Origin of the sequence: Pacificoceanicola onchidii (genome assembly GCF_004804335.1) — a bacterium.
Lineage (GTDB): Bacteria > Pseudomonadota > Alphaproteobacteria > Rhodobacterales > Rhodobacteraceae > Pacificoceanicola > Pacificoceanicola onchidii.
Genome location: NZ_SRXY01000003.1, coordinates 365,496 through 392,110, shown reverse-complemented (window position 1 = coordinate 392,110; position 26,615 = coordinate 365,496). Strand labels below are relative to the sequence as shown.

Annotated in this window: 21 protein-coding genes; 8 read left to right on the top strand and 13 right to left on the bottom strand. The window is 63.1% G+C overall.

From position 1 onward, the window contains the following. Positions 1 to 297: 297 nt before the first annotated feature. From E4662_RS10115 to E4662_RS10100, 4 genes are all read right to left on the bottom strand, one after another. The gene (locus tag E4662_RS10115; protein WP_136441415.1) at positions 298 to 489 is read right to left on the bottom strand and encodes a DUF2065 domain-containing protein; all 192 of its coding nucleotides are present in this window, start codon (positions 487 to 489) and stop codon (positions 298 to 300) included. Next, the gene (gene hflC, locus E4662_RS10110) at positions 486 to 1,442 is read right to left on the bottom strand and encodes a protease modulator HflC (RefSeq protein WP_136441414.1); all 957 of its coding nucleotides are present in this window, start codon (positions 1,440 to 1,442) and stop codon (positions 486 to 488) included. The genes E4662_RS10115 and hflC overlap by 4 nt, the downstream gene beginning before the upstream one ends. A gap of 1 nt (position 1,443) precedes the next feature. After that, positions 1,444 to 2,586, bottom strand: a complete 1,143-nt coding sequence (gene hflK, locus E4662_RS10105; protein WP_136441413.1) for an FtsH protease activity modulator HflK — start codon at positions 2,584 to 2,586, stop codon at positions 1,444 to 1,446. Positions 2,587 to 2,657: 71 nt separating this feature from the next. Continuing rightward, positions 2,658 to 4,097, bottom strand: coding sequence for an FAD-dependent oxidoreductase (locus E4662_RS10100; RefSeq protein WP_136441671.1), 1,440 nt, complete (start codon positions 4,095 to 4,097; stop codon positions 2,658 to 2,660). Between the two features lie 292 nt (positions 4,098 to 4,389). Here E4662_RS10100 and folP point away from each other — a divergent pair, with 292 nt between their 5' ends. The 6 genes from folP (at position 4,390) to E4662_RS10070 (ending at position 12,361) form a co-directional block, all read left to right on the top strand. Next, a complete protein-coding gene (folP, locus tag E4662_RS10095) occupies positions 4,390 to 5,406 on the top strand; it encodes a dihydropteroate synthase (protein ID WP_136441412.1) in 1,017 nt (338 codons plus the stop codon). Between the two features lie 4 nt (positions 5,407 to 5,410). Next, positions 5,411 to 6,757, top strand: a complete 1,347-nt coding sequence (glmM, locus tag E4662_RS10090; protein WP_136441411.1) for a phosphoglucosamine mutase — start codon at positions 5,411 to 5,413, stop codon at positions 6,755 to 6,757. 237 nt (positions 6,758 to 6,994) lie between these two features. After that, positions 6,995 to 8,620 carry an alpha-D-glucose phosphate-specific phosphoglucomutase gene (locus tag E4662_RS10085; protein WP_136441410.1) on the top strand — a complete coding sequence of 542 codons (1,626 nt, stop codon included), beginning with the start codon at positions 6,995 to 6,997 and terminating at the stop codon, positions 8,618 to 8,620. A gap of 12 nt (positions 8,621 to 8,632) precedes the next feature. Next, positions 8,633 to 9,514 (top strand): DMT family transporter, encoded by an 882-nt coding sequence (locus E4662_RS10080; protein ID WP_240705163.1) that lies wholly within the window; start codon positions 8,633 to 8,635, stop codon positions 9,512 to 9,514. Between the two features lie 105 nt (positions 9,515 to 9,619). Next, on the top strand, positions 9,620 to 10,894 hold the full coding sequence (gene eno, locus E4662_RS10075) for a phosphopyruvate hydratase (RefSeq protein ID WP_136441409.1): 1,275 nt from the start codon (positions 9,620 to 9,622) through the stop codon (positions 10,892 to 10,894). Positions 10,895 to 11,038: 144 nt separating this feature from the next. After that, entirely contained in the window at positions 11,039 to 12,361 is a 1,323-nt protein-coding gene (locus E4662_RS10070; protein ID WP_136441408.1) for an ATP-binding protein, read from the top strand. On the opposite strand, the gene ccmE is transcribed toward E4662_RS10070, so the two are convergent. Together ccmE and argC are read right to left on the bottom strand one after the other, a co-directional pair. Further along, on the bottom strand, positions 12,358 to 12,807 hold the full coding sequence (gene ccmE, locus E4662_RS10065) for a cytochrome c maturation protein CcmE (RefSeq protein WP_136441407.1): 450 nt from the start codon (positions 12,805 to 12,807) through the stop codon (positions 12,358 to 12,360). The two genes, E4662_RS10070 and ccmE, sit on opposite strands and share 4 nt — an antisense overlap. A gap of 230 nt (positions 12,808 to 13,037) precedes the next feature. Then, positions 13,038 to 14,066 (bottom strand): N-acetyl-gamma-glutamyl-phosphate reductase, encoded by a 1,029-nt coding sequence (argC, locus tag E4662_RS10060; protein ID WP_136441406.1) that lies wholly within the window; start codon positions 14,064 to 14,066, stop codon positions 13,038 to 13,040. Positions 14,067 to 14,291: 225 nt separating this feature from the next. Here argC and E4662_RS10055 point away from each other — a divergent pair, with 225 nt between their 5' ends. Beyond that, positions 14,292 to 15,026 carry a DUF3592 domain-containing protein gene (locus E4662_RS10055; RefSeq protein ID WP_136441405.1) on the top strand — a complete coding sequence of 245 codons (735 nt, stop codon included), beginning with the start codon at positions 14,292 to 14,294 and terminating at the stop codon, positions 15,024 to 15,026. Positions 15,027 to 15,032: 6 nt separating this feature from the next. Here the strand turns inward: E4662_RS10055 and E4662_RS10050 are convergent, their stop codons facing one another. The 6 genes from E4662_RS10050 to E4662_RS10025 all read right to left on the bottom strand — a co-directional run bounded on the left by E4662_RS10050 (position 15,033) and on the right by E4662_RS10025 (position 21,189). Further along, entirely contained in the window at positions 15,033 to 15,611 is a 579-nt protein-coding gene (locus E4662_RS10050; protein ID WP_136441404.1) for a PqiC family protein, read from the bottom strand. Between the two features lie 4 nt (positions 15,612 to 15,615). After that, positions 15,616 to 18,051 carry an MlaD family protein gene (locus E4662_RS10045; RefSeq protein WP_136441403.1) on the bottom strand — a complete coding sequence of 812 codons (2,436 nt, stop codon included), beginning with the start codon at positions 18,049 to 18,051 and terminating at the stop codon, positions 15,616 to 15,618. After that, a complete protein-coding gene (locus E4662_RS10040) occupies positions 18,048 to 18,665 on the bottom strand; it encodes a paraquat-inducible protein A (RefSeq protein WP_136441402.1) in 618 nt (205 codons plus the stop codon). Before E4662_RS10040 ends, E4662_RS10045 begins: the two co-directional genes overlap by 4 nt. Next, positions 18,662 to 19,294: a paraquat-inducible protein A gene (locus E4662_RS10035; protein ID WP_136441669.1), complete on the bottom strand. Its 633-nt coding sequence runs from the start codon at positions 19,292 to 19,294 to the stop codon at positions 18,662 to 18,664. Before E4662_RS10035 ends, E4662_RS10040 begins: the two co-directional genes overlap by 4 nt. A gap of 142 nt (positions 19,295 to 19,436) precedes the next feature. Then, positions 19,437 to 20,249 (bottom strand): glutamate racemase, encoded by an 813-nt coding sequence (gene murI / locus E4662_RS10030; RefSeq protein WP_136441401.1) that lies wholly within the window; start codon positions 20,247 to 20,249, stop codon positions 19,437 to 19,439. 34 nt (positions 20,250 to 20,283) lie between these two features. Further along, positions 20,284 to 21,189 (bottom strand): lysophospholipid acyltransferase family protein, encoded by a 906-nt coding sequence (locus E4662_RS10025; protein ID WP_136441400.1) that lies wholly within the window; start codon positions 21,187 to 21,189, stop codon positions 20,284 to 20,286. Positions 21,190 to 21,406: 217 nt separating this feature from the next. Between E4662_RS10025 and E4662_RS10020 the strand changes: the two genes are divergently transcribed. Continuing rightward, complete coding sequence (locus tag E4662_RS10020) at positions 21,407 to 23,029, top strand: hypothetical protein (protein WP_136441399.1); 1,623 nt, start codon at positions 21,407 to 21,409, stop codon at positions 23,027 to 23,029. 61 nt (positions 23,030 to 23,090) lie between these two features. Here E4662_RS10020 and E4662_RS10015 read toward each other — a convergent pair whose 3' ends face one another. After that, a complete protein-coding gene (locus E4662_RS10015; protein ID WP_136441398.1) occupies positions 23,091 to 26,510 on the bottom strand; it encodes an indolepyruvate ferredoxin oxidoreductase family protein in 3,420 nt (1,139 codons plus the stop codon). Positions 26,511 to 26,615: the final 105 nt, after the last annotated feature.

Sequence of the window (26,615 nt, the reverse complement as noted above, 5' to 3'; positions counted from 1 at the left end):
GCGGCGGTTGTGCAGGACGGGGCTTGCTCTGTCTCATGATGTGAAGCCTGAAAAAGGCGGCCGCCCAGGTACGGATATGCAAGGCCGGGGTGTTCAAACCCGGCTTATTCGTCTGATCAGATCGAACATCCCCCTTTGGGGCTGCCCGCCTTAGCTTTGTCAGGGCCGCAGCGGATCAATCCGAGTGTCAGTTGGTACCGCGAGTGAGACTGCCGAGCGGAGATTAAAAGAGGCTTGCAGCTACGCGCGCTGTCCCCGCGCCAGTCATCGACCCTTGTGGGTCGCCTCCTTCGGACCTTACCCCCTGGCAAACCACAAAATGATCAGCCCGGTGACAATCGTCAGGAACCCCAGCGTCCGGCGCGCCTCCAGCGGCATCTCGCGCAGCGCTTCCAGCAAGCGCTCCACAAGCGAAGGGGCCAGTGCGTACACCAGCCCCTCGATCACGAGGACCAAACCGATCCCCATCAGGATATCCGAACCGGTCATTCGGAGGCCGGCGCCGAGTCCTCGACCGCCGCGACCGGCGCAGTGGTGCCTGCCCCGTCAACGCCGAACTGCGAGTCCGCGCCGACGTTTTCGCTGCGGAAGTATTCGAAGAACTGGCTGTCCGGAGTCATGACCATCGTGGAGTTGCCGCCCCGAAGCGCCGTCTCATAGGCCTGAAGCGAGCGGTAGAAGGCAAAGAACTCCGCATCCGCGCCATAGGCATCGGCAAAGATCCCGTTGCGCTCCGCATCCGCTTCACCGCGGATCACGTTGCCTTCGCGCTCTGCCTCGGAGAGCGTTTCGACCACGGTCCGGTCAGCAAGCGCGCGCACACGCTGCGCCGCCTCGTTACCACGGGCGATCTCGTCCGCCGCTTCGCGTTCCCGCTCAGCGCGCATCCGGGCAAAGGTGGCTTCAAGGTTCTGCGTCGGCAGGTTGGTCTGCTTGAGGCGCACGTCGACCACATCGAGACCAAGGCTCAGAGCCTCACCGCGCGATTGGTCGCGGATGCGGTTCATCAGCTCGCGGCGATCTTCCGAGAGGATCGTGTCAGAGGTCACCTGATCGGCACCCAGAACTTCGCGGATCTGCGAGTTCAGGATCGACGACAGACGGTCCTCGGCAGCGCGCAGACCACCCACGCCAACCGCCTGCCGGAACTGCACCACGTCTGCAATGCGGTAACGGGCGAAGGCGTCAACAACGAGACGACGGTCATCGGAAGGCGTGACTTCGATGGTTTCCGTGTCCAGCGAGAGGATCCGGTCATCGTAGCGCACAACTTCCTGAATCAGCGGGATCTTGAAGGCAAGACCCGGCTCTTCCTTGACGGCGCGGATTTGGCCGAACTGAAGCACCAGCGCCTTCTCCCGTTCATCAACCACAAAGATCGACGACAGGAAAACCACGATCAGGATCACGAAGGCGGGCAGGATATAGGTTGTCTTACGCATCTCAGTTCCCTCCCCGGCGCAGCTCGTTCAGCGGCAGGTACGGCACAACGCCCCCCGAGCCGCCGGAACCGGACAGCGCTTCGTCAAGGATCATCTTGTCCACGTCACCCAGCACCTTTTCCATGGTCTCAAGGTAGAGACGGCGGCGGGTCACTTCCGGGGCCTTGGCATATTCTTCGCGCACGGCAGAGAAACGGCTGGCCTCACCAAGCGCTTCGTTCACCGTCTGGGCGCGGTAGCCTTCGGCTTCCTGCACGGTTTGCGCGGCAGTACCGCGGGCTTCGGCGACAACGCGGTTGGCGTAGGCATCGGCCTGACGCTCAAGCCGGTCACGTTCCTGCTCGGCGGCCTGCACTTCGCGGAAGCTGTCGATCACTTCGCGCGGCGGATCGGCCCCTTCGAGGTTCACACGCACGATGGAGATGCCGGATTCATACTCGTCCAGCGTCGCCTGGATCTGCTCGCGCGCCTGATCCGCGATCAAGCCACGATCCCGGTTGAGGATCGGGGCGAGGTTCGAGGCCGCGATGATCTCGCGCATGACCGATTCCGACACCGCCTGAACCGTCAGTTCGGGATCCCGGATGTTGAACAGCAGTTTCGCCGGATCGTTGATGTTCCAGACCACCTGGAACTCGATGTCGACGATGTTGGCGTCCGTGGTCAGCATGAGCCCGTCGGTGCCGCCGCGACCGCCACCGACATTCTCGGTGCGTTCGGAGGTGACGTTGACGACCTCAAAGGTGACAAACGGCCAAGGCGCGAAGTTCAGACCGGGATTGCCGGTGCTGGAATACTCGCCCAGGAACAGCTCGACGGACTGCTCTTCGGGGCGGACCGTATAGAAGCTGCCAAAGGCCCAGATCGCCGCCAGCGCCAGAATGCCGAGGCCAACGGTGCCTTTGCCCAGCGAGGGGCCGCCGCTGCCGCCGCCGGTGCCATTGGGACGGCCGGAGTTGCCGCCGCCGCCCATCAGCACCTTGAGCCGCTCCTGGCCCTTCTTCATCAGCTCGTCGATCTCGGGGATCTGGCTGTCTTCGGGGCGTCGGCCACCGCCGCCACCGCCGCCACCCGAAGGAGGACGATTGCCGCCTCCGTTCGAGCCACCGCCGCCCCCCCAGGGGCCGCCGCTGTTACCTGCCATGAAGTCTCTTCCTTCCTTGGTCTTTTATCGTGGTCCGGTTGCTGACTAACTTGTGCACATTTTCGAATGTTTCAAGCGGTTCTTACCGGGTTTCGCATGGTGACAAGCTCTTCGGACATGGTGGGATGCACCGCCACGGTCCGATCGAAATCTTCCTTGGTTGCGCCCATTTTTACGGCGATGCCGACCATCTGGATCAGCTCTCCCGCGCCGGGCGCGACGATGTGACAGCCCAGAATGGTGCGATTTGCCTTTGAAACGATCAGTTTCATCAAAACACGGCCTTCGCCTTCGGCAAACGCGGTCTGCATGGGGCGGAAAGAGGTGCAGTAGACCTCGATCTCTTCCTGCGCCCGCGCCTGTTCTTCGCTCAAACCCACGGTGCCGAACTCCGGCTGGGTGAACACGGCACTCGGGATCAGGTCATGATCCACCGCTGTCGGGTTGCCCTTGAAGACGGTTTCGACAAAGGCCATGCCTTCGCGGATCGCCACCGGGGTCAGGTTCACCCGGTCCGTCACATCACCGATGGCATAGACCGAGGGCACCTTGGTCTGGCTGTATTCATCGACCTTGATCTCGCCTTTGCGGCCAACCTCGATACCCAAGCTCTCCAGCCCCATGTTGTCGCTGTTCGGCTTGCGGCCCGTGGCAAAGAACACGGCGTCGAACACGCGGGTCTCGCCGTTGGTGGCCTTGACGTGGATCGGCTTGCCCGCCTCGTGCCCGGCGCTCTGGGCCGCTGCGCCATATTGCGCGTCGCCCACCGGCGAGGCCAGATCGCTGTCGCCGCCATCGCTGTGCATCTCAACGATGTCCGTGCCCAGATGCAGATCGACACCGCTTTGCTTCATGCTTTCGGCAATCAGCCCGCGCGCCTCGTCATCAAAGCCGCGCAGGATCTGCGCACCGCGATAATACTGCGTCACCTCGACGCCCAGACCGTTGAGAATGCAGGCAAACTCACAGGCAATATAGCCACCGCCAATGATCAGCACCCGTTTGGGCAGCGCCTTGAGGTGGAAAATGTCGTCCGAGACCATGCCAAGATCCGCATTGGGCAGATCGGGGCGCACCGGGCGGCCACCGGTGGCGATCAGGATGTGTTTGGCGGTCTTGGTCTCGCCCGTGGAGAGCTCCACCGTGTGGGCATCCTTGAGCTTGGCGCGGGCGTCAAAGGTTTCCACGCCGGAGCCTGCCAGCAGCTTGCGGTAGACGCCTTCGAGCCGGTCTAGCTCCGCCTCCAGCTTGCCCTTAAAACGATCCCAGTGGAAATCGCCATCCGCCATGTCCCAGCCATAGGCGCGGGCCTCTTTGGCGGCGTGGCGGTATTCGCTGGCAAAGACCATGAGCTTTTTCGGCACGCAGCCGCGAATGACGCAGGTGCCGCCGTAGCGATCCTCTTCGGCCAGGGCCACCTTTGCCCCGGTCTCTCCAGCTGCAACGCGCGCGGCCCGCACCCCGCCGGAGCCGCCGCCGATCACGAAGAGATCATAGTCGAATTCGCTCATGAGTTGTCCCTCACCTTCCTTGTTCATGGGGTATTTCACATGGGAAGCGCCTTGGCCAGACGTTAGGGGGTTAACGCAGCTGTGACGGAGGTGAAACACTTCTCACGGGCAGGCCCGGGGCAGAGCCCCGGCCTACGGAAGGCTGCGCAGCCGGTGAACCCATGGTCACAGAAAGAAAACGAGCCATTTTTAACCGGTGGACATCCTGGGGAGCGGGGAAACCTGCCCACCCCTTTTGCAAACCGCTGTTTGACGCTTGCCAAGTCCTGCCGCATCGGTCAGTCACAGCGCCATGACAACAGACTATTATCGCCCGCTGATCCGTTTTGACACGCCGCGCCCCGAGGGGGCTTTGCCGGTGGCTGGCGGCCCCGGATGGTTTACCCATGCGGTGCGGCACAGCCGGGGTGGCGGACAGACCGAAGTGCCGCTGGCCGACGTGCCCGACGACTGGCGTGGCCGGATTTCGGCGCCGCGCCCGGACATTGCCGGAATGCGGCTCGACCAGACCCGGCTGATGGGCATTCTCAACGTGACGCCGGACAGCTTCTCTGACGGCGGTCAGCACAACGTGGCGACGCAGGCGCTCAAACACGCGCTTCAGATGGCGCAGGATGGCGCGGACATCATCGACATCGGCGGCGAGAGCACCCGGCCCGGCGCGCTGACGGTGCCCATCGAGGCCGAGATTGCCCGTATCGAGCCGGTGATCCACGCGCTCAAGCACGAAATTAACATCCCGATGTCGATCGACACCCGCAAAGCGGCGGTGGCCGAGGTGGCGGTGCGCGAAGGGGCGCATCTGGTCAATGACGTCTCCGGCTTCACCTTCGATCCCAAGCTGGCGCGGTTTTGCGTGGACAAGGCGCTGCCGGTTTGCGTGATGCATGCGCAGGGTGATCCGGAGACCATGCATCACAATCCACGCTATGATGACGTGCTGCTTGATGTGTTCGATTTCCTTGCGGCGCAGGCGACCATGCTCGAAGAGCTCGGCATTCCGCGCGCGCGCATTTTAGTTGATCCCGGCATCGGCTTTGGCAAGACCCTCCAGCACAACCTGACCTTGCTGCGCAACCTGTCGCTGTTCCATGGCACCGGCTGCGCGGTGCTGCTGGGTGCCTCGCGTAAAGGGTTCATCCGTACGATTTCAGGCACGCTGACCGCCACTGAGCGCATGCCGGGATCGGTCGCCGTTGCGCTTCACGGCGCGGCGCAGGGGGCGCAGGTCATCCGCGTACACGACGTTGCAGAAACCGCGCAGGCGCTCAGCCTCTGGCGGGCCATCCATTTGGGGTATCAGGAGTAATCACATGACACGCAAACTCTTTGGCACCGATGGCGTGCGCGGCACGGCCAACACCGATCCGATGACACCGGATCTCGCACTGCGGCTTGGCGCGGCGGTGGGCCGCCATTTCCGCCGCGAACACCAGGGCGTGCACCGGGTGGTGATCGGCAAGGACACGCGCCTTTCCGGCTACATGTTCGAAAACGCCCTGACCGCCGGTCTGACCTCCACCGGCATGAACGTGCTGCTGCTCGGCCCGGTTCCGACGCCTGCGGTGGGTCTGCTGACCCCGTCGATGCGGGCGGATCTCGGCATCATGATTTCCGCCTCGCACAACCCGGCGCATGACAACGGTATCAAGTTTTTCGGCCCCGATGGGTTCAAGCTCTCGGACGCCGTCGAAACGCAGATCGAAGCGCTGATGAACGAAGGCCCGAAACTGGCCGCGCCGGAGAACATCGGCCGGGCCAAGCGTATCGACGACGGCCGCTTCCGCTACCAGGAGCGGGTGAAATCCACCCTGCCCCACGGGCTGCGGCTTGACGGGATGAAAGTGGTCATCGACTGCGCCAATGGTGCGGCCTACAAGACCGCCCCCGAGGTGCTCTGGGAGCTTGGCGCGACGGTTGTCGCCATTGGCACCGCACCGAACGGGCTGAACATCAACGCGGACTGTGGCTCGACCAAGCCGCAGACCGCCGCGGAAGCGGTTGTGGCCCATGGCGCGGATGTGGGGATCTGCCTTGACGGCGATGCGGACCGGATCATCCTGATCGACGAGACCGGCAAGGTGGCCGATGGCGATCAGATCATGGCCCTGATGGCCGCCCGCTGGGCCGAGGAAGAGCGCCTGAAAGGCGGCGCGCTGGTCGCAACGGTCATGTCCAACCTCGGGCTGGAGCGGTTCATGGACGCAAAGGGGCTGCGGCTCGAACGCACCAAGGTTGGCGACCGCTACGTCGTCGAGGCGATGCGTGCGCACGGCTACAACCTCGGCGGGGAGCAGTCCGGCCACATCGTCATGACGGATTACGCCACCACCGGGGACGGGCTGATGGCGGGCCTGCAGTTCCTCGCGGAGATGGTGCGAACCGGGCAGCCTGCCTCGACCCTGACCCGCTGTTTCGAGCCTGTGCCGCAGCTTTTGAAGAACGTGCGGTATGCCGCCGGTCAGACGCCGCTGGAAACACTGGCCGTGCAGCAGGCGATTGCCTCGGCGGAGGCGGATCTGGTGGGCAAAGGCCGCCTGCTGATCCGCAAATCCGGGACAGAGCCGCTGATCCGGGTGATGGCGGAGTGCGAGGACGAAGGTCTGCTCACGCAAGTAGTAGACGGGATCGTCGCGGAGGTCGAAGCGGCGACGGGGTGATGCGTGACGTTGTGCCCCGACACGTCCCGTACTTGATCCGGGACCCCTGGACCAGAGAGCAAGACGCGCCTTCATACTAGAAACATGATGGCGCGGCGCCCTACGGGCTTGAATCTGCGCTGGGGTTCAGAGGAATGACCGCTCAAGGCCAATATCTCCCCCAACCCGAACCCCGCTTGCACCCCGTCTCTATCCACGCGATACCAGAGCCAAAGCGGACGCAACCGGAGAGTTCCCATGCCCCTTCTCACTGTTTCCACCTCCCCCATTGACGGACAGAAACCGGGCACGTCCGGTCTTCGGAAACAGACCAAAATCTTTCAAAGCCCCAATTTCCTTGAGAATTTCATCCAATCCATCTGGACCGGCATTGGCGGGGTCACGGGCAAGACGCTTGTGCTTGGCGGAGACGGGCGCTTTTTCAATGCCGAGGCGGCCCAGATCGTTCTGCGCATGGCGGCAGCCTCCGGCGCGGCACGGGTGATCGTCGGCCAGAACGCCCTGCTCTCCACCCCTGCGGCCTCACACCTGATCCGCAAACGCGGTGCGGATGGCGGCATTATCCTGTCTGCCAGCCACAACCCCGGCGGGCCAAACGGCGATTTCGGCGTGAAATACAACACCGGCAACGGCGGCCCTGCTCCGGAGAGCGTGACCGAGAAGATCTTTGCCGCGACGCAGGTCATCTCCGAATACGCCATACTGGACAGCGCAGACATCGACCTTGCCACGCTCGGCGAGAAAACTCTGGGCGATATGATCGTCGACGTTGTGGATCCGGTTGCGGATTACGCCGACCTGATGGCCTCGATCTTTGATTTCGACGCGCTCAAGGCCCTTTTTGCCGGCGGCTTTCGCATGCGCTTTGACGCCATGCACGCGATCACCGGCCCCTACGCCCGCGCCATCCTTGAAGACACGCTGGGCGCGGAAACAGGCACGGTGATCAACGGCACCCCCTCCCCGGACTTTGGCAAAGGCCACCCGGATCCGAACCCGATCTGGGCCAAGACGCTGATGGACGAGATGATGGGGCGAGACGCGCCGGATTTCGGCGCGGCGAGCGACGGCGATGGGGATCGCAACATGATTGTCGGGCGCGGGCAGTATGTCACTCCGTCCGACAGCCTCGCGGCGCTCGCGGCCAACGCAACGCTGGTGCCTGCCTATTCGGGCGGTCTGAGCGGCGTGGCGCGCTCCATGCCAACCTCGCAGGCGGTGGACCGGGTTGCCGCCGCGCAAGGCATCGACTGTTTCGAGACCCCGACGGGCTGGAAGTTCTTCGGCAACCTGCTTGACGCCGGACGCTGCACACTCTGCGGCGAGGAAAGCGCCGGGACCGGCTCGGACCACGTACGTGAGAAAGACGGCCTCTGGGCCGTGCTCTTCTGGCTCAACATTCTGGCCAAACGGCAGATTTCCGTCAAAGCGCTGATGGAAGACCATTGGCAGAGGTTTGGCCGAAACTACTACTCCCGTCACGACTATGAGGGTGTGGATGCTGGCGCGGCCAATGCGCTGATGGACGATCTGCGCGGCAGGCTGAGCGCCCTGCCCGGCACCCAAGCCGCCGGATTGACCATCACAAGCGCCGATGACTTTGCCTATGACGATCCCATCGACGGCTCGCGCACCGAGAAACAGGGCATCCGCATCGGCTTTGACGGCGGCGCGCGTCTTGTGCTGCGCCTTTCCGGCACGGGCACGGTTGGGGCAACGCTGCGGGTCTACCTCGAGACGCTGGACACGGCCGTCTTTGACAAGGACGCGCAAGAGGCGCTCGCCCCGGTGATCGCCGCCGCCGAAGCGCTGGCCGGGATCAAGGACCGCACGGGCCGCGATGCGCCGGACGTGATCACGTAGCCGGGGCCGCAGGTGGACATTGTTCGCGCCATCCTTCTGATGATCCTGGCCATGGCGCTGCTGGCCGGGACGGATGCCTTTATCAAACTCTCCACCGTCACCGCATCGATCGGGCAGACCATGCTCTACATGAGCATTGGCGGGTCGGTTCTTTTTGTCCTGCTGGCCAAACTGCGCGGCGAGCGCATCTTTACCCGCGACGCCCTGCACCCGATGGTTCTGGCCCGCAACGCTGTCGAGATCATCGCCGCGATTGGTCTGTTTGTCGGCATCACCTACACCGAACTGCCCGTCTTTGCCGCCATCATGCAGGCCGGGCCTCTGATCGTGATCATGGGCGCGGCGCTTTTTCTGAAGGAACAGGTCGGCCTGCGCCGTTGGCTGGCCGTGGGGGTCGGGCTTGCGGGCATGATGATCGTGATCCGGCCCTGGGGCGCGCAATTCACCGGCTGGGAGCTGTTCGCGGTGCTGGGCATCTCTGCTCTGTCTGCCCGCGATCTGATCACGCGCCTGTCTCCGCCGCATATCAGCGCCGTATATCTGTCGACCTGGGGCTTTATCTCCGTGATCCTGCCCGGTCTGGCTTTCCTCGCCCTGACCGACGCGCCGCTGGTCTCCGATGCCACGACGCTGGGCTACATCGGTGCGGCGGTGCTTGTCACCACCACGGGGTATCTCGCCGTGACAACGGCAATGCGCATGGCGCCCGCCTCCATCGTCTCGCCGTTTCGCTACACAAGGCTGATCTTTGCCACGATTCTCAGCATCGTGATCTTTGGCGACTGGCCCGATCAATGGACGCTGATCGGCGGGGCCATGATCCTTGCGGCGGGTCTCTACAGCTTCCTGCGCGAACGCCGTCTCGCCCGCGAGGCCGTTATCGCAAACAGTTAGCGCAATCCCTGAAAACAAAGCGCCGTTAGCGATAACGTAAAACTTTACATCCCGCCTCTGGCTGGTATGAGTGCGGCCAAACTCATTGCCGAAGGGAAACGCCCCATGAGCACCATTATCGACATCCACGCCCGCGAAATCCTCGACAGCCGTGGCAACCCCACCGTCGAAGTTGACGTCACTCTCGAAGACGGCACCCTCGGCCGCGCTGCCGTGCCTTCGGGCGCATCGACCGGCGTGCACGAAGCAGTTGAGAAGCGCGATGGCGACAAGGCCCGTTACATGGGCAAAGGCGTTCTGGAAGCGGTTGCCGCCGTGAACGGCGAGATCGCCGAAGCCATCGTCGGCTTTGACGCCACCGAGCAGGTCGCCATCGACATGGCGATGATCGAACTGGACGGCACCGACAACAAAGGCCGCCTTGGCGCAAACGCGATCCTTGGTGTTTCCCTCGCCGTGGCAAAAGCTGCCGCCGAGTACACCGGCCAGCCGCTTTATCGCTACGTTGGCGGCACCTCCGCCACCATCCTGCCGGTTCCGATGATGAACATCATCAACGGCGGTGAGCACGCGGACAACCCGATCGACATTCAGGAATTCATGATCATGCCGGTCAGCGCGGACAACATCCGCGACGCCGTGCGCATGGGCTCCGAAGTGTTCCACACACTGAAAAAAGAGCTGTCTGCAGCCGGCCTGTCCACCGGGATCGGCGACGAAGGCGGCTTTGCCCCGAACATCGCCTCCACCCGCGAAGCGCTTGATTTCATTCTGAAGTCCATCGAAAAAGCGGGCTACAAGCCGGGTGACGACATCTATCTCGCGCTTGATTGTGCCTCCACCGAGTACTTCAAGGACGGCAAGTACGAGATGAAGGGCGAAGGCGCGAGCCTGACCTCCGCCGAAAACGTCGACTACCTCGCCGCGCTCTGTGACGACTACCCGATCATCTCCATCGAAGACGGCTGTGCCGAGGACGACTGGGACGGCTGGAAGCTGCTGACCGACAAGCTCGGCGACCGCGTGCAACTTGTGGGCGACGATCTGTTTGTGACAAACCCGGCACGTCTCGCCATGGGCATCGAAAACGGCTCTGCCAACTCCATGCTGGTCAAGGTCAACCAGATCGGCTCGCTGACCGAGACCCTGCGCGCTGTGGAAATGGCCCACCGCGCCCGCATGACCAACGTCATGTCGCACCGCTCCGGTGAGACCGAGGACGCCACCATTGCGGACCTTGCCGTGGCCACCAACTGCGGCCAGATCAAGACCGGCTCGCTGGCGCGCTCCGACCGGCTCGCCAAGTACAACCAGCTGATCCGCATCGAGGAACTGCTCGGCGAGACAGCGGAATACGCCGGGCGTTCGATCCTGCGCTAAGGCAGGCCCGACACTGGCTTTGAATTCAGGGGTCGCCCGCCGGGCGGCCCCTTTTTGCTGCGCGGATCGTGTGGCACGGCGTAATCGGACGAAATTTGCCTGTGGTTGATCTCTGACCTTCATTTTTTCAACTTTGAAGGTATTGTGACAAAAGTACTCGTATCGGACTTCAAAATGGTCAGTCATCCGGTTGAACAGCGTATTTCCCATATCAAAAACGCCGAATTCGGCGAGCGTTGGGAAGTTGTTTTCCGGCTGACCGTTCTGGTCCTTGCCTCGGTCATGCTGTCGATCTTCGCGGACCAGCGCGTGGTTCTGATCTGGCTCGGCGCGGTGCTCGCCTGCTATGGCGCGCTGGTGTTCTGCCTGACCCGCAGCGCACCCTGGAACAGGCGCGTCGGACATTTCCGGCTTTGCCTTGCGCTCTATGCGCTGTTGCAATTGGTCTTCATCTTTGCCCCGCTCTACCTGATCCAATCGGGTGAGCCGGCTTTGGTCTTTTCCGGCAGTCTCGCGCTGGTCACGGTTTTGCTGTGCAAACTGCAACACGCCCAGGACGACCCCGCCATCGCCGGGGCCAATGCGCTGCAATTTGGCGTCTCGGTCCTTGCCATGTTGGGGGTTGTTCTCCCGGCGGAGGACGACCCCTTCCTGATCGCGCTCTGTCTTGGGGCCGCCGTGACAGTCGTCGCCTACTACGGCATGACCATCCGGGGGCAACTGTCCCAGCAAAGCGCGCTGAACCAGTCACGCCTGCGCTATGCACAGTCCCAGAAAGCCCGTGCGCTGACGCAGTTTGTCGGCGGTGTGGCGCATGACTTCAACAACATCCTGACCGCCATCATGGGCAATCTGGAATTCGCCCGCGTGCTGCCGGACAAGGCGGACCGGGATCAGGCGCTGGTGGATGCCGGTCTCGCCGCCGAACGCGCGGCCATGACGGTGCGCCAGTTGCTGGCCTCCAGCGGGCGGGCACGGCTGCGGCCGGAGACCATTGCGGCGGCGGATCTGCACAGTCAGATCGAACCTGTTCTGCAAGACCTGCTGGAGCCGGGGATCACCCTCAAGAGCGCCGCCCGCGACCCGGAGTTCACCGCTTTTGCCGATCGCGACATGTTGGAAACCTCGCTGATCCAGCTCTACCTCAACGCGCAGGATGCGCTGAAAGGCGGCGGCAACATCTGGCTGGTGTCGCGCACGTCCTTCGACGTACCCGAGATCGACCCGCAACCGGACATCCCGCCGCCCTATCTGGCGGTGACCCTCTCGGACGACGGCCCCGGGGCGGACGCGGACTCGCTCGACATGCTGGCAGAGCCTTTCTTCACAACCAAAGCGGTTGGACAGGGTCCCGGTCTGGGCTTGTCTGCGGTTCAGGGATTTGCGCGCCAGAGCGGCGGCTGCCTGATCTTGGAAAACCGCCCGGGCGGCGGGTTCAGCGCGACGATCCTGTTGCCCCGCGCTTAGCTTTCCGGGGCAACATAGGTGCCCTGTTCCTTCAGCGCGTCGATGACCTCTTTGGGCATGTAGGTCTCATCGTGTTTAGCAAGGATTTCATGGGCTTCAAAGACACCGTTCACGTATTTCCCAGTGCCGACCATGCCCTGGTTCTCTTCGAACAGATCCGGCAGCACCCCTTTGTAGACCACCGGCACACTCGCGCCGCCATCGGTCACGCTGAAGCGGATCTGCTCACCCGCGCCGCGCACCAGCGAGCCCTCTTCGACCAGCCCGCCAATGCGAAACGTCTCGGTCGGGCTCGGCGGGGCATCAACAATCTGGCTCGGCGAGCGAAAGAAGTTGATCCCGTCGCGCATCGCGTATCCGATCAACGCCGTGGACACCACAAGCGCCACCGCCGCCAGCGCAATTACCTGAACGCGCCGTTTCTTCTTGAGCGATTTCAAAGCCATGATTGCGCCTTCCGTACCGGGTCAAATCCACCTTGACCCGTATATAATCCAACATGCTTCGGAAACGAAGACCAAGCGCGATTTGCCGCGCCCAACCCCGCGCCCTGTTTCTTTGTGCTGCAAATATCCCGGGGTAGGCCCAAGGGGCCGTAGGGGCAGCGCCCCTGCCCGTGCCTTTCCATCGGAAAGGCACGGCCTGTCGACCAAAGCAAAGCTTTGGGCGAAATCCCTTATGGAAAACAGGGCACGAGCATCAGACCGGCGGTCTCATCCTCGCCCAGCATCAGGTTGGCGTTCTGCACCGCCTGACCACTCGATCCCTTGCACAGGTTGTCCAGTGCCGCGACCACGATGGCCCGGCCCGGAATGCGGTCGCCGGTCACACCGATATGGCAGAAGTTGGAGCCGCGCACGTGGTGTGTGCTGGGGGTTTCCCCTTTTGGCAGCACCTCGACAAAAGGCTCTTCCGTATAAGCCGCCTGCAAGGCCGCCAGCACCGCGTCGGGGTCCCCTTTGACGTAACAAGTCGCCAGAATCCCCCGGTTGAACGGGCCGAGGTGCGGGGTGAACTGGATTTTCACCTCCCGACCGGCGAGCTTGGAGAACTCCTGGTCGAACTCGCCCAGGTGACGGTGCGTGCCGCCGACCGCATAGGCGTTGGAGCCCTCGCTCAGTTCCGCATGCAGCAGGTTCTCTTTCAAAGACCGCCCCGCGCCGGAGACACCGCATTGCAGATCGAGGATGATCTCGTCGAGATCAATCACCCCGGCGGAAATCAGCGGCCGCAGGATGAACTGCCCGGTCGCCGCGTTGCAGCCGGTGCCAGCCACCAGCCGCGCAGAGGCGATGTCCTCGCGGTAGAACTCGGTCAGCCCGTAGACCGCCTCTTTCTGCATCTCCACGGCGGAATGCGGGTTGCCGTACCAGGCCTCGTAGGCCTCCGGGTCACGCAGCCGGAAATCGGCTGAAAGATCAACGATCTTGACGCTTTTCGGCAGCTTCGAGATGACCTCCTGCGAGGTTTTGTGCGGCAAGGCGCAAAAACACAGGTCGATCTGGGAGAAGTCGATCTCTTCCCAGGTCACAAGGTCCGGCAGATCAAGGTGGCGCAGGTGCGGAAACACCGCAGCCATGGGTTTTCCGGCCTTGGAGTTGGCCGCCAGAGCCTTGATTTCAAAAGAAGGATGCGTGGCGATCAGCCGAACAAGCTCTGCGCCGGTGTAGCCGGACGCGCCGATGATGGCGATGGAATGGGTCATGGGGGATCCTTTGGATCAGGGCGCGCAGGCGGCGCGGTCGTCTTGGGAAAACATCTGAGGACAGACAGGCGAAACCACACGGCACAAGGCCGCGCGGGGGGCGATCATCGTCGCAGGCTCATCTGAAATGACGGCATCTTCTGTCTCCTTGGGTTTCGCTTAGCAGCGTGCGGGTCAGGAATCAATGGCTTGATCACGCCGCCCCCTCTCCCGCAGGATCAGCCCATGCCGACACCCTGTTTCGACAAACCCGTTCCCTTCTGGAAGCTGTACCTGCGCATGGGCGGCTGGTTCAGCGTCGCTTTCTTCGTGGTGCTTGCCGCGTTGACGATCGGCAGCCACATCGCGCATGGCTTTGCCGAGCGTTTCGAGACCGAGGGCCGCCGCACGCAGGCCGAAGTGCTGGACAAGGAAATCAGCGAAAGCACCGACAGCGACGGCGACACAACCTACACCTATTACCTGACGCTGGCCTATAGCACGAATACCGGCGAGGACATCGTCAAGGATTCCAGCGTTTCCAAGGGCTTTTATTGGGAGACGGACATCGGCGACTTCATCCCGATCCTGTATCTGGAAAGCCAGCCGCGCCGGATCGAGACCAACGAAGGCTCCAACCGCACCGCCGGGCAGGTCATGCAGATCATTGGTCTGGTGGACGGGCTGCTGTTTCTCGGGGCGTTCTGGTATTCGGGCCGTCGTGCGGTCGCGGCCATTCGGGCGCGGCGCTATGGCGCGCGCGAAAGCGTAACGGTGGCAGAGCTTTACGCCACCTCGGTGACGGTCAACAACCGACGCCGCTATCGCCTGAAGTGGCGTGATGCGCAGGGCAAGGTTGGCTACAGCCTGATGTATCCCAAGGACGCGCTGCTGCCCTACCCGCCGGGGCATCGCATCACGATTTATCAGGGGATCAAGAAAGCGTTCTGGGAAGGCGACGTTGGCCCGCGCCCGGAGTAGTGCCGTTTATCGCAGCCCTTTGCGCGCCACAAACGCCGCCAGATCACTGACCGCCCGCGCCCGCGCGGCGGCGATGGCGCCCGGTGTCATCTCGCCGGTCACGGGCACTTCGATCTCGAAGCGGCGCGCGCGGTCGGTGCCGTAGTCCTCGGGCGCGACAAACATCTGCCCCGACAGGCGAAACGTGCCGCCGCTGGTGGCAAAGAAATCCTCGATGCGCACGTCCACCTTCACATCCGGCAAATCGCGGAAGGGCCAGGGTTCCGGGGCGACCAGACGCCCGGTGATGGCGTCCAGATCACGGGCAAGTTGCAGGGTGACTGCCCGGCCCGGCTCATCCGCCCAAAGCCCGCCCGAAGGCGCGATGGCACCGCTGTCATCACGCAGCACAATTTCCTCATCCTGCGCATAGGTCGGCAGGGTCACGGTGGCCACCTCGATCCGCGCATAGCGCACGGAAACCCGCTCCTCCGGCAGGGCGCTGCCGCCGCCCACGGCTGTTGGCGGCGTGTCAAAGCGCAGATCAACGCCGCCGCAGGCGCTCAGAAACAGGGTCAGGGACAACAGGGAAAGACGGGTCATCATGGCGTTAGCGTCCAGTCAGCAAGGAATTGGGATTGCGGGCAATTTGCCGGGCAAGGCGGTCAAAGGACTGCGCGGCGGCTTCGATCTCGCGGATGGCCGCGCTCATTTCGCGGCCAAATTCGGAGCCGCGGGAATAATCGCCCAAGGTCGCGCCGGCCTGCGCCGCGACACGGCTGAGGCGGTCGGCCAGGGCCGGCAGGCTGCCGGAGGCCTCGGCCAGCGCTTCGGCGGCGCTGCGGGCGGAGGCGAGCGCGGCGTTGGCGTTGCCCACAAGCCCGCCCTGCCGCACGTCTTCGAGCGTGCCGCGCAGCTCTGCCAGCGTCGCGTTGAGCTCGCCCGGCAAGGCTTTGGTGCTGTCCTGAGCGATGAGGGCTTCGGCGCTGTCCATCAGCTCGGCGGCCCGATCTGCCAGCGTTTGCAGGGAAAGGGCCTCGGCCTCACTCAGGATGGTCTTGGCCTTTTGCGACAGCTCGGGCAGATCCCCGGCCGCCGCATCGATTTTCGCCACCGCATCAGAGATTTGCGCCACGATGCGCCCTTCGTCCACCTGCGCCAGCAAGCCGTTGAGCCTGTCAGACGCGCCTTGCAAGCTCTTGGCCAACGTGCCGATTTGCGAAGGCAAAGCAGCAATTTCCGGGGAGGCCACAAGCGCGTTCAGGGAGGCCACCGCGCCGCGCAGTTCCTTTGGCATCGCTGCGAGGTCCGGGTTCGAGACCAGTGCATCGGTGTTGCCCAGCAGCGCGGAGAGCTGTTTGGACAGATCCTCCAACGGTAGCGCCTCGGCCTTGCCCAGCACCGCGCTGGCCTGTTTGCTCAGCCCCGGCAGGGTTTGCGCAGTTGTGTCAATCGAGGTGATCAGCTCCGAAAGGGCCGCAACAATCGCCCGGTCCTTCACATCCACCAAGAGCGCGTTCAGCGTGGTCGAAGCCTCCTCAAGCCCTTCCGCCACCGTGCCGATCTGGGCTGGCAGACTGGCGACCTCTTCGCTTTCGGCCACGGCGCGGATCGCCGCGAGGGTGGCGCGCAGGTCTTCGGGCGCGGCCTGAATGCCCTCGCTGTTCACCAGCCCACGGGCATCTTCGAGAAAGCCCACGGCGTTTGCCAGAAGCTCTTCGACCGGCAGCGCATCCACGCGGCGCAAAAGCCCCTGCGCCGAGGCCGCGACATTGGCCACGTTCGAGTCCGTGGTCGGGATCACCGGGTAAGGCGTTGTGCTGCGGTCCAGAACGGCCACCGGAGCATCCGGTACGGTCACAAGGTCAATCTTCAGCCCGCCGGTCAGCAGCGAAGCGTTGGTCAGCTGCCCCCGCAGCCCGCGCAGGATGCGGGAGTCCAGATAGTCGAGAAACCCGGCCTCGCTGGTGTCTTCGAGCCCGATGCGGCCGGGATTGAGCCGCAGGGTTGCGACCAGTCGCACCTCATTGTCGCCAAAGCGTGCTTCGTCCACCACGCCGGAGATCGTCACAACCTCGCCCAACCGCAGGCCGCCAAGGCTCACCGGGGCCCCGGCGCTGAGACCGGCAAGATTTTCGTCAAAGACCATCATCAGGTCAACGCTGCCGCCGTCGCCTTCAAGGAAGAAATCCTCGCGGGCGGTTTCTTCGGAGGGGTGCAGTTCGAACAGCGCCCCATCGGCAATCGCCGTCCCGCCCGAGCCAAGCGTGGCGAAGGTCACGCCGCCGCTGATCAGCGAGGCGAGCGAGTTGAATTGAAGCCGCGCGCCCCCGGCGTCGAGTGAAAAGCTGAAGCCTGAAATGTCCCAGAACCGCGTGTTTTGTGTGACGAGGCTGTCGTAAGGCTCAAGGATCACCGCCTCGGCTGTGACCGACAACCCGTCGGCGGAGACCTCGGTTTCGCCAAGACGACCCACCGGCACGCCGCGATAGAGGATCGGTGTGTTGGCGGTGGGCAGGTCTTCTTCGGATGTCAAAGTGAAGGTTGTGCCGCTCTCTCCGAGCGCCAGAAGCGGCGCTTTTTCAGAGCCTTGGAAGACATATTGCGCGGCGCCAATGGCGCCGTCCCAAGCCCCTTCGAGGTAGACACCGGACAGCACCGTATCGAGGCCCGACACGCCCTGCGCCGTGACCTGCGGGGAGACCACCCAAAAGCGGGCGTCCGCGTCCACAAACGGCGCGACGTCCTTGTCGAGCCGGATCGAGACAAGCACCTCTTCGAGATTGTCGGAAAAGCCGACCTTCTCCACGAGACCCACGGCGATGTCGCGGTAGCGCAACTCTGTCTCGCCCGCATGCACGCCGTCCGCTTTGGCGAAATGCACTTCGATCAACGGGCCGCGTTCGGACCAGTTCTGAAAGGCCACCCCCGCCGCAATCAGCAGCGCGAGGATCGGGATCAGCCAGACAAAGGAGAACGTCGGGCCTTTTTTCGCGGGCTCGATGGGGACCGGGCCCGGCGTCGGGATGTGGCTGTCACGGGTCATGGCTCGGCAGGGCTTTCGATGGTCTCGCCGTCCCAGATCAGCCTTGGGTCAAAGCTTTTGGCGGACAGCATGGTGAAAATGACGGACAGGGCAAAGGTCAGCGCGGCAGGACCGGGGTGAATGCTCGCCACAACGGAAAACTGCACCAGAGCGCTCAGGATGGCGACGACAAACACGTCGATCATCGACCAGCGGCCAATGAATTCGGTGGCTTCAAAGAGGTGCAGCCTGCGCAGGGCACCGCCGGGGCGCGGACGCCACGCGCTGTGCGCGAGATAGGCGATGGCGATGAACTTGGACACCGGGATCATCACGGAGGCGATCAGCACGATGGCGGCAATCAGGAAATCGCCGTGGCGGGCAATCTCGATTGCACCGCCCACGATGGTGCCCTTCTCCTCTGACCCAAACGTGGTGGTGACAAGCATCGGGTAGAGGTTGGCCGGGATGTAGCAGATCAGCCCTGCGGTCCACCAAGCCATGACCCTTTGCAGGCTCTTGGCATCGCGCGAGACAAGCGCCGCCCCGCAGCGCCCACAGGTGGGCGTACCCAAAGGCCAGACCCGGCCGCAAGACCGGCAGGCCACCAGCCCGGATTGCCGCGCGGTGATCATGGCGTGTCCTCGATGGCGGCCCAGATCGACCAGGTGCAAAGATAGCGGTCGTTGATGACCACGAAGACCGACAGCGCGAGGAACATCCAGAAGGCCGGGCCGAAGTCGAGCTGGGCGAGATCAGAGACTTTCACCAAAGCCACGGCGCAGCCGATGGAGAACACTTCGGTCATGGCCCATGGCTTGAGCTCCTGCGCGAGGTGAAACGCCCCTTTGGCATGACGCAGCGGCGGGCGTTTCAGTTCGATGGGGGCAATCACGTAGATCAGCAGCAGCGTGCGGATTAGCGGCACCAGAACGATCAGCATGACCGTGGCCACGCTGACCAGCACAAGCGTGCCGGAGCGGAAGCTGGTCGCCACATCGAGCAAAGACACCCGGTTGCCGAAGCCAGATGCGTGAATTTCCAGAAACGGATGGAACACGGCGGCGATAACAAGGATCAGGACCGCCGCGGAAAGCGCCAGCACCTGTATGCCAGCATTTTCGCGGGTGGAGATCAGCACCGTGTGGCACCGCGCACAGACCGCCCGGCCGCCCTCCTCTGGCAAGGCGGCGGTGTACAGGGCGTCGCAATTCGGACAAGCGATATACTGGGCCAGATCCTCTGGCACCTTGCGCGTCGACATGGCGCGGTTCCATTCAGCAACAGTGGCCCGCAGCGGACCATCCGTCACCATATTTCGCCGCGCGAAAGGCTGCAAGCGCTGGCGTGAGCCCGCGCGCGGGGAAAGCCCGGGGCCGTTTGTCCGGTTTGAGGCTCTTTGAGGCTCAGGCCTTGGCGAAATCGATCTTGCGCTTGAGGAACTGCGTGGCGTGGCGCGACACTTTGGCCGGATCGCCGGTGGTCAGAAAACAGCTGTTTTCGCCCGCGCCATGCATGTTCGGGTGCCGCTCCAGATAATCAGCCAGCGAATCCGCCACCAGATTGGCCTGGCTGTAGACAGCCACCTGCGGCCCCAGCGCATCCTGGAAAATTTCCTGCATCAGCGGGTAATGGGTGCAGCCCAGAATCGCCGCCTCCGGGTTGGGCATCTTGCGCTTGAGCGCGTCCACATGGCTGCGCACCAGCGCTTCGGCGAGGATCATGTCCCCCTCTTCGATGGCATCCACAAGACCGCCGCAGGCCTGCGCCTCCACATCGACGCCAATCGCGCGGAAGGCCAGTTCGCGCTGGAACGCGCGGCTGGAGACGGTGGCGGGCGTGGCAAAGAGCGCCACGTGTTTGACAGCGACTTCGCGCGGCGGCGAGTTGTCGCCCCATTGCCGCTCGGTCAGCGCCTCGATCAGCGGCACAAAGACGCCCAGAACGCGCTTGTCCTTGGGGATCCAGCTTTCCTGCATGCGCCGCAGCGCCGCCGCGCTGGCGGTGTTGCAGGCGAGGATCACCAGATCGCAGCCCTCGTCCCAGAGCCGCTCCGTGGCCTTGCAGGTCAGGTTGTAGACATCATCCGCGTCGCGCACGCCGTAGGGCGCATGGGCGCTGTCGGCAAAATAGGCAAAAGGCACATCCGGCAAACGCTTCGAGACCGCGTTCAATACCGTGAGCCCGCCAAGGCCCGAATCGAAAACCCCAACCGCCATGGTTCACTCTCCTGCAATGCGCCCTGCCCGCGCCTCAATAAATTCGTTTTGCCGGCGCCTCTGCGCTTCTGTGCTGTGCCTCGAACTCGAACCCGTAGTCGTAGGATTTGAGCGGGACTGGAGACAACTCATACGTGGCTTTTCTCAGGAAATCCATAAGCGCGCGCGGATCCTTTTGCCGGGCCGCGATCTCGCCGCGATCAATCGGCTGGCCGATGGCGAGCTTGACCGGCGTGTCGACCCGTTTGCGGAATTCCTTGATCAAAAGCCCCATGCGCAGGTTGGTGTGCAGATGGCTGGCAAGCTGGAACAGGCGCGAGGTGTGGCCGTCGAAAAAGATCGGCACCACCTGCGCGCCGCTTTTGGCGATCATCTTGGCGGTGAAGCTGCGCCAGCCGGGATCCATGGGGTGGGCAAACGGGGTGGCGGCGGTGGCGACGGTGCCGCCGGGAAAGATGCCGATGCAGCCGCCCTGCCCCAGATACTCCAGCGCGATCTTGCGGGTCTCAAGGTTCTGGCGCAGCGCGTCGCGGGTGCCGTCAAAATCCACGGGCAGCACCACGCGGTTCAGATCTTCGGCCTTGCGAAAGACGCTGTTGGCCAGAATGCGGAAATCGCCGCGCACCTGCGACAGGATATGACCCATCATCAGCCCATCGAGAATGCCGTAGGGATGATTGGCGATCACCACCAGCGGGCCATCCTTGGGGATATGGTTCAGCGCGCCGCGCTGGACTTCCAGCTCCAGCCCATAGCGTTCGACCATGACCTGCCAGAAGTCCTTGCCCGCCGCCACGTCCTGCTCATAGCCCGCCGCCCGCTTGATCAGACCAATCCGGCCCGTGGCGTTTTCCATCAGGCGAATAAGGCGCCGCCCACCCGGCGATGCGGCAGAGTGGCTGTAGGAAATATCCCGGGCGATCTGCCCCCGATCCAGCATGACGGTGTCTCCTGAACGTGCGCGCGTGCTCTACCCGGCCCTGCGGGTGCCCGCCAGTCTGAAACAAAATCTTTGAGGAAATGTGACACAGCGCACATCGGTGAAACGGCGATGCGACTTACAACCACAGGTATTGCACATTTGTGCAACACGTTTCGGGCTTTCCCGATGCCTCGGTGATCAACACAGCCAAAACGCCAGCCAACAGGGACACACCATGACCATAAGAACCTTGCTCCTTACCAGCGCCGCGGGCCTCGCCGCGCTTGCCCCGCCCGCCCTTGCCGACACGCAGATCAACGGCCTGCAGCAGATGATGCTGTTCCGCAGTTTCATCCAGGACGATGCCATGTGCGAGACAGCCGTCGTGAATGGCAAGGCCGCAATCATCGGTATGAATGCGGTCTCCGGCGCCGCCGCCTGCCCTGATGCCTTTGCCTGGACGCAGTTCCTCAATGCCGTCAGTGACGAGTTCTGGGACTGGGGGATTGACCAGACGATCTGGCCCGCCGAGCCGTGGCCGCTCTGCACCGCCGAGATCACCAGCAATTGCTGTGATCCCAACGCGGCCGTTGACCCGTCGAACCAGCCTGCCAACTGCCCGGTTTTCCGCGCGGATTATGACCCCATAAGCCCGCTGCCCGCGACGCCCAACGGCACGCCGTCCGGTGCGGTGATCAGCCACAACGGGCTGAACGAGGACAACAACATCGACCCGGGCCGCCTGCTGCGCGATCTGGAACTGGAACTTGTCTTCCGCAACCGCTCCATGACCGAGTATATCTATCGCAATGATCTCTATTCCCGCGAAGGGCTTGGCAGCCGCAACCGCGCGCAGAATGCCGCGATCAAGGATGGCAATCTGGGCTCCGCCCATGCGCTTGAGGTGCGCTTCCCGCTGGATGCGGTGATGGTCAAGGTCGATTTCATCCATCAGGAAATCATGATCGACCAAGGGCTTATCCCGGACGATGGTACCGAGGTGCCGAACAACCCCGATTACCCCTATCTGACCGCCTATTTCGAAGGCGATGGCGGCGACGATCAGGTGCCGGGCTATTACTACGCCGTGGCCATGACCAACGCCTCCAAGGATCTGCCCACGTGGCACTGGTACGCCATGGAGCACGTCGCCAACCGGGGCCGCTGTGATTACCTCGGCTGCAACGACAGCTTTGGCTACACCGCCAATGGCGCGGCGCAGGACGGGGCGGATTTCGGCGACCACTACGTGCCGCCCGCGATCCAGTTCAACAATGACAAGACCGAAGGCAACGATCCGCTGTTCCTGACCGGCGAGACCTATCTGCCGTCCGACACCGGCGAGGCCATGACCCCCGCCCTTGCCGCGCTTTTTGAGGCGACCGGGGTTGGCTCTGCCGCAGAGGACCCGGATCCGCGGGTGATCTCCGTCGATGATCCCGCGTGGAAGAACTACCTGCTGAAAGGCACGCAGACCGGCTTCAACACCGTGGGCGGCGTGCCGACGGGCATGGGCGCCACGGTCACCGAAGGTGGCTTTGTCAATTCCGCCTCCTGCACAACCTGCCACAGCCAGGCCGCAGCCGATATGAACGGCACCACGACCAAGGCCGGCGTGGGCGCAACATGGCGGCCCAACCTGCTCGGCTATGGTCAGGTGGCCATGGGTGTGCCGGATATGGACTGGTTCTATGACATGGGCCTGGTTGACGGCGGGCCGGGTGTGGCCGCCACACAGATCGACTTTGTCTGGGGCATCCTGAATGCCGCCTGCCAGAGCCCGGCAGGCTCGCACGGGACCTGCGACAGCTACCCGGACGCACCGACCACGATCCGGGCCACCGGCTACGGCGAATAAAGCCCTTCGGTTACGGTGAAAAAGCATTGGGCGGCCCTTGTCGGGGCCGCCCTTTCGCTGCTTACTCTGCGGCCTGGCTCAGCGGCGCGCCGCCGGATTTGAGCGCCGCCAGCAGTTCTTCGCGGCGCTTCGCCGCCTTAGCCTCATTGGCCTGTTTGACCGGCCCGAACCCCCGGATCGAGAGCGGCAGTTCGGCCAAAGCCACCAGCGCATCCATCCTGTCCGCATCGACCTTGGGCAACCACGCGGCCATGTCCGCCTCGTATTGCTTGATCAAAGCGCGCTCCATCCGGCGCTCCTCGGTCCGGCCAAAGGGATCAAGCGGCGTGCCGCGCAGGCGCTTGAGTTTGGCCAGAAGCCTGAAGCCGCGCAGCATCCCCGGCCCGTAGGTCTTTTTCATCGGCCGCCCGTCGCTGCCTTCTTTCGACAACAGCGGCGGGGCGAGATGGAAGGTCATCTTGAAGTCGCCGTCAAACGCCTCGCGTGCCTTGGCTTGGCTGTCCAGATGGAGCCGCGCCACCTCGTATTCGTCCTTGTAGGCCAAGAGCTTATGGTAGCCTTTGGCGACCGCTTCCCGGAGCCGTTCGTCCGAAACACTCTCCACCAGTTTGCGATAGCGTTTGGCGAGGCGCTTGCCCTGATAGGCCACCAGATGATCGGCCCGGAAGTCGATCTTTTGCGAAAGCGTCTTGGGCATCTGTGTCACGGTCGGCGCAATCATACGCTCTGCGTCCTGCGGATGCAGCACCGCCCAGCGGCCCACCTCGAAGGCCCGCAGGTTGCGCTCTACCGCCGCGCCGTTGAGACGCACGGCCTCCTGGATGGCCTCATGGGTCAGGGGCACAAGGCCGTTCTGCCAGGCCGCGCCGAGGATCATCATGTTGGAGAAGATCGAATCGCCCAGAACCGCCTTGGCCAGATCTGACGCGTCAAAAAGGCTGACCCGATCCTGAAGCCGCGCTTCAAGCGCGACCCGCAACCGATCGGACGGCAAGGAAAATTCCGTATTCCGGGTGAAATCGCCGGTGATGATTTCGTGACTGTTCACCACGGCCCCGGTGCGCCGGGTGGTCATCAGGCCCAGCGTTTTTGCCCCCGCAGACACCACCAGATCGCCGCCAATCAAACAGTCCGCTTCGCCGGTGGCCACGCGCACCGCACTGATGTCTTCGGGCTTCTCCGCAAGCCGCAGATGGATGTGCACCGCACCGCCCTTCTGCGCGAGGCCCGCCATCTCCATCATGCCCGCGCCTTTGCCGTCGATCTGCGCCGCCTGCGCCAGCACCGCGCCGATGGTCACAACGCCTGTGCCGCCAACGCCGGTGATCACCACGTTATGCGTGCCATGGATTGCCGGAAGCGCAGGTTGCGGCATGTCCGGCAGCTCAAGCGCCGTGGTCGCGGCCTTTTTGGGCGTTGCACCTTCGAGCGTTAAGAACGACGGACAAAACCCTTTCAAACAAGAGAAATCCTTGTTGCAGCTCGATTGATCAATCGCCCGTTTGCGGCCCAGTTCGGTCTCTGCGGGGACGATGGAGACGCAGTTCGACTGTACCCCGCAATCGCCGCAGCCTTCGCAGACATCGGTGTTGATGAAAACGCGCTTGTCCGGGTCCGGGAAGGTGCCGCGCTTGCGCCGACGCCGCTTTTCCGCCGCGCAGGTCTGGATGTAGAGCAGAACTGAGACGCCATCGTATTGCGCGAGGTCCTTCTGCACCTGCGCCAGATCCGCCCGTTCGTGCAGATCGACCCCGGAAGGAAAACCCTTCAGGTCGATTTCTTCTTTTTCATCATAGACTATCGCGAGTTTCTTCACCCCCATGGCGGAGACTTCCGCCGCAATGCGCTGGGGCGACAACCCGCCTTCGTTCGGCTGGCCGCCGGTCATGGCAACCGCGTCATTGTAGAGGATCTTGTAGGTGATGTTGGTGTCGTTCAGCAGCGCCGCACGGATCGCCTGCACACCGGAGTGGTTATAGGTTCCGTCACCCAAGTTCTGGAAAACATGAGGTCTTTTTGAAAACGGCGCTTCGCCGATCCAGTTGGCCCCTTCGCCGCCCATATGGGTGAAACCGGTGGTTTCGCGGTCCATCCACTGCACCATGTAGTGACAGCCGATGCCCGCATAGGCGCGGCTGCCCTCCGGCACCTTGGTGCTGGAGTTGTGCGGACAGCCCGAACAGAAATAGGGAAGCCGCGCGGCGATCTCTTCGGCGTTATCAGCTTTTGAAGCTTCTTCAATGGCTTGCAGACCGGCCTTCACGCGATCCGTGCTGCGTCCTTCCTCGATCAGGATTTCACCCAGTTTTCGCGCAATCCAGATCGGATCGAGCGCGCCGCGTGTCGGGAAAAGCTCTTCGCGGTGCAGCGCACCGGAGCCGCCCTTGTACCAGCCATAGACCCGCCGCCCGCGACGGTCGTCAAAGATGGCTTCCTTGACCTGAACCTCGATCAGCTTGCGCTTTTCCTCGACGATTACGATCAGGTCCAGCCCTTCGGCCCAATCGTGGAATCCCTTCATGTCGAGCGGGAAAGTCTGGCCGACTTTATAAGTGGTTATGCCAAGATGTTCGGCCTCTGCCTCATCAATCCCGAGCAGGTTCAGCGCATGGACAAGATCGAGCCAGTTTTTCCCGGCGGAGACAAATCCGATCTTCGCGCCCGGCTTGCCCCAAACCCGTTTGTCCATGCGGTTGGCGCGGGAAAAGGCCTCGGCGGCAAAACGTTTGTAATCGATCATGCGCGTTTCCTGCGCATGGGGCGTGTCCATAAGGCGGATGTTAAGCCCGCCTTCGGGCATGTCGAACTCCGGCAGAACAACGGACATGCGATCCGGGCGGCCATCGACAACGGCCGTCGCCTCTACCGTGTCTTTCATGGTCTTGAGACCCACCCAAACCCCGGCAAAACGCGACAGAGCCCAGGCGTAAATGCCGTAATCGAGGATTTCCTGAACCCCGGCGGGCGAGACCACCGGCATGTAGGCATCCACAAGCGCCCATTCGCTCTGGTGCAGCACGGTCGAGCTCTCGCCGGTGTGGTCATCCCCCATCGCCATGATGACGCCGCCATGCGCGGAGGTTCCGGCCATGTTGGCGTGGCGCATCACGTCGCCGGTGCGGTCCACCCCCGGCCCCTTGCCGTACCAAAGGCCATAAACGCCGTCGAACTTGCCCTCGCCGCGCAGTTCCGCCTGCTGGCTGCCCCAGAGCGCGGTTGCGGCGAGATCTTCGTTCAACCCTTCGCGGAACAGAATATCCTCTTCGGTCAACAGCTTTTCAGACCGGCGCATCTGCAGATCGACCGCACCCAGCGGCGATCCGCGGTAGCCCGTCACATAACCGGCGGTGTTCAGCCCCGCGGCCCGGTCGCGGGCTTTTTGCATCAACATCAGGCGGACGAGTGCCTGTGTGCCGTTCAGCAACACCGTGTCCTTGGCCAGATCAAACTTGTCATTCAAAGTGATCTTCGCTGTGCCCATCTACGCCTCCCAACGCTGGATATGCATGCAGTGTAGTGCAATATTAGGTCACAATTACTGACCTGAGAAGGGAAAAACTCGCAAAATTCTCCGGTTACATTATTT

Bases quoted from the DNA above. Each gene is read 5' to 3' on its own strand.
- E4662_RS10115 (WP_136441415.1), bottom strand. From the start codon at position 489: ATGACCGGTTCGGATATCCTGATGGGGATCGGTTTGGTCCTCGTGATC.
- hflC (WP_136441414.1), bottom strand. From the start codon at position 1,442: ATGCGTAAGACAACCTATATCCTGCCCGCCTTCGTGATCCTGATCGTG.
- hflK (WP_136441413.1), bottom strand. From the start codon at position 2,586: ATGGCAGGTAACAGCGGCGGCCCCTGGGGGGGCGGCGGTGGCTCGAAC.
- E4662_RS10100 (WP_136441671.1), bottom strand. From the start codon at position 4,097: ATGAGCGAATTCGACTATGATCTCTTCGTGATCGGCGGCGGCTCCGGC.
- folP (WP_136441412.1), top strand. From the start codon at position 4,390: ATGACAACAGACTATTATCGCCCGCTGATCCGTTTTGACACGCCGCGC.
- glmM (WP_136441411.1), top strand. From the start codon at position 5,411: ATGACACGCAAACTCTTTGGCACCGATGGCGTGCGCGGCACGGCCAAC.
- E4662_RS10085 (WP_136441410.1), top strand. From the start codon at position 6,995: ATGCCCCTTCTCACTGTTTCCACCTCCCCCATTGACGGACAGAAACCG.
- eno (WP_136441409.1), top strand. From the start codon at position 9,620: ATGAGCACCATTATCGACATCCACGCCCGCGAAATCCTCGACAGCCGT.
- ccmE (WP_136441407.1), bottom strand. From the start codon at position 12,807: ATGGCTTTGAAATCGCTCAAGAAGAAACGGCGCGTTCAGGTAATTGCG.
- argC (WP_136441406.1), bottom strand. From the start codon at position 14,066: ATGACCCATTCCATCGCCATCATCGGCGCGTCCGGCTACACCGGCGCA.
- E4662_RS10055 (WP_136441405.1), top strand. From the start codon at position 14,292: ATGCCGACACCCTGTTTCGACAAACCCGTTCCCTTCTGGAAGCTGTAC.
- E4662_RS10050 (WP_136441404.1), bottom strand. From the start codon at position 15,611: ATGATGACCCGTCTTTCCCTGTTGTCCCTGACCCTGTTTCTGAGCGCC.
- E4662_RS10045 (WP_136441403.1), bottom strand. From the start codon at position 18,051: ATGACCCGTGACAGCCACATCCCGACGCCGGGCCCGGTCCCCATCGAG.
- E4662_RS10040 (WP_136441402.1), bottom strand. From the start codon at position 18,665: ATGATCACCGCGCGGCAATCCGGGCTGGTGGCCTGCCGGTCTTGCGGC.
- E4662_RS10035 (WP_136441669.1), bottom strand. From the start codon at position 19,294: ATGTCGACGCGCAAGGTGCCAGAGGATCTGGCCCAGTATATCGCTTGT.
- murI (WP_136441401.1), bottom strand. From the start codon at position 20,249: ATGGCGGTTGGGGTTTTCGATTCGGGCCTTGGCGGGCTCACGGTATTG.
- E4662_RS10025 (WP_136441400.1), bottom strand. From the start codon at position 21,189: ATGCTGGATCGGGGGCAGATCGCCCGGGATATTTCCTACAGCCACTCT.
- E4662_RS10020 (WP_136441399.1), top strand. From the start codon at position 21,407: ATGACCATAAGAACCTTGCTCCTTACCAGCGCCGCGGGCCTCGCCGCG.
- E4662_RS10015 (WP_136441398.1), bottom strand. From the start codon at position 26,510: ATGGGCACAGCGAAGATCACTTTGAATGACAAGTTTGATCTGGCCAAG.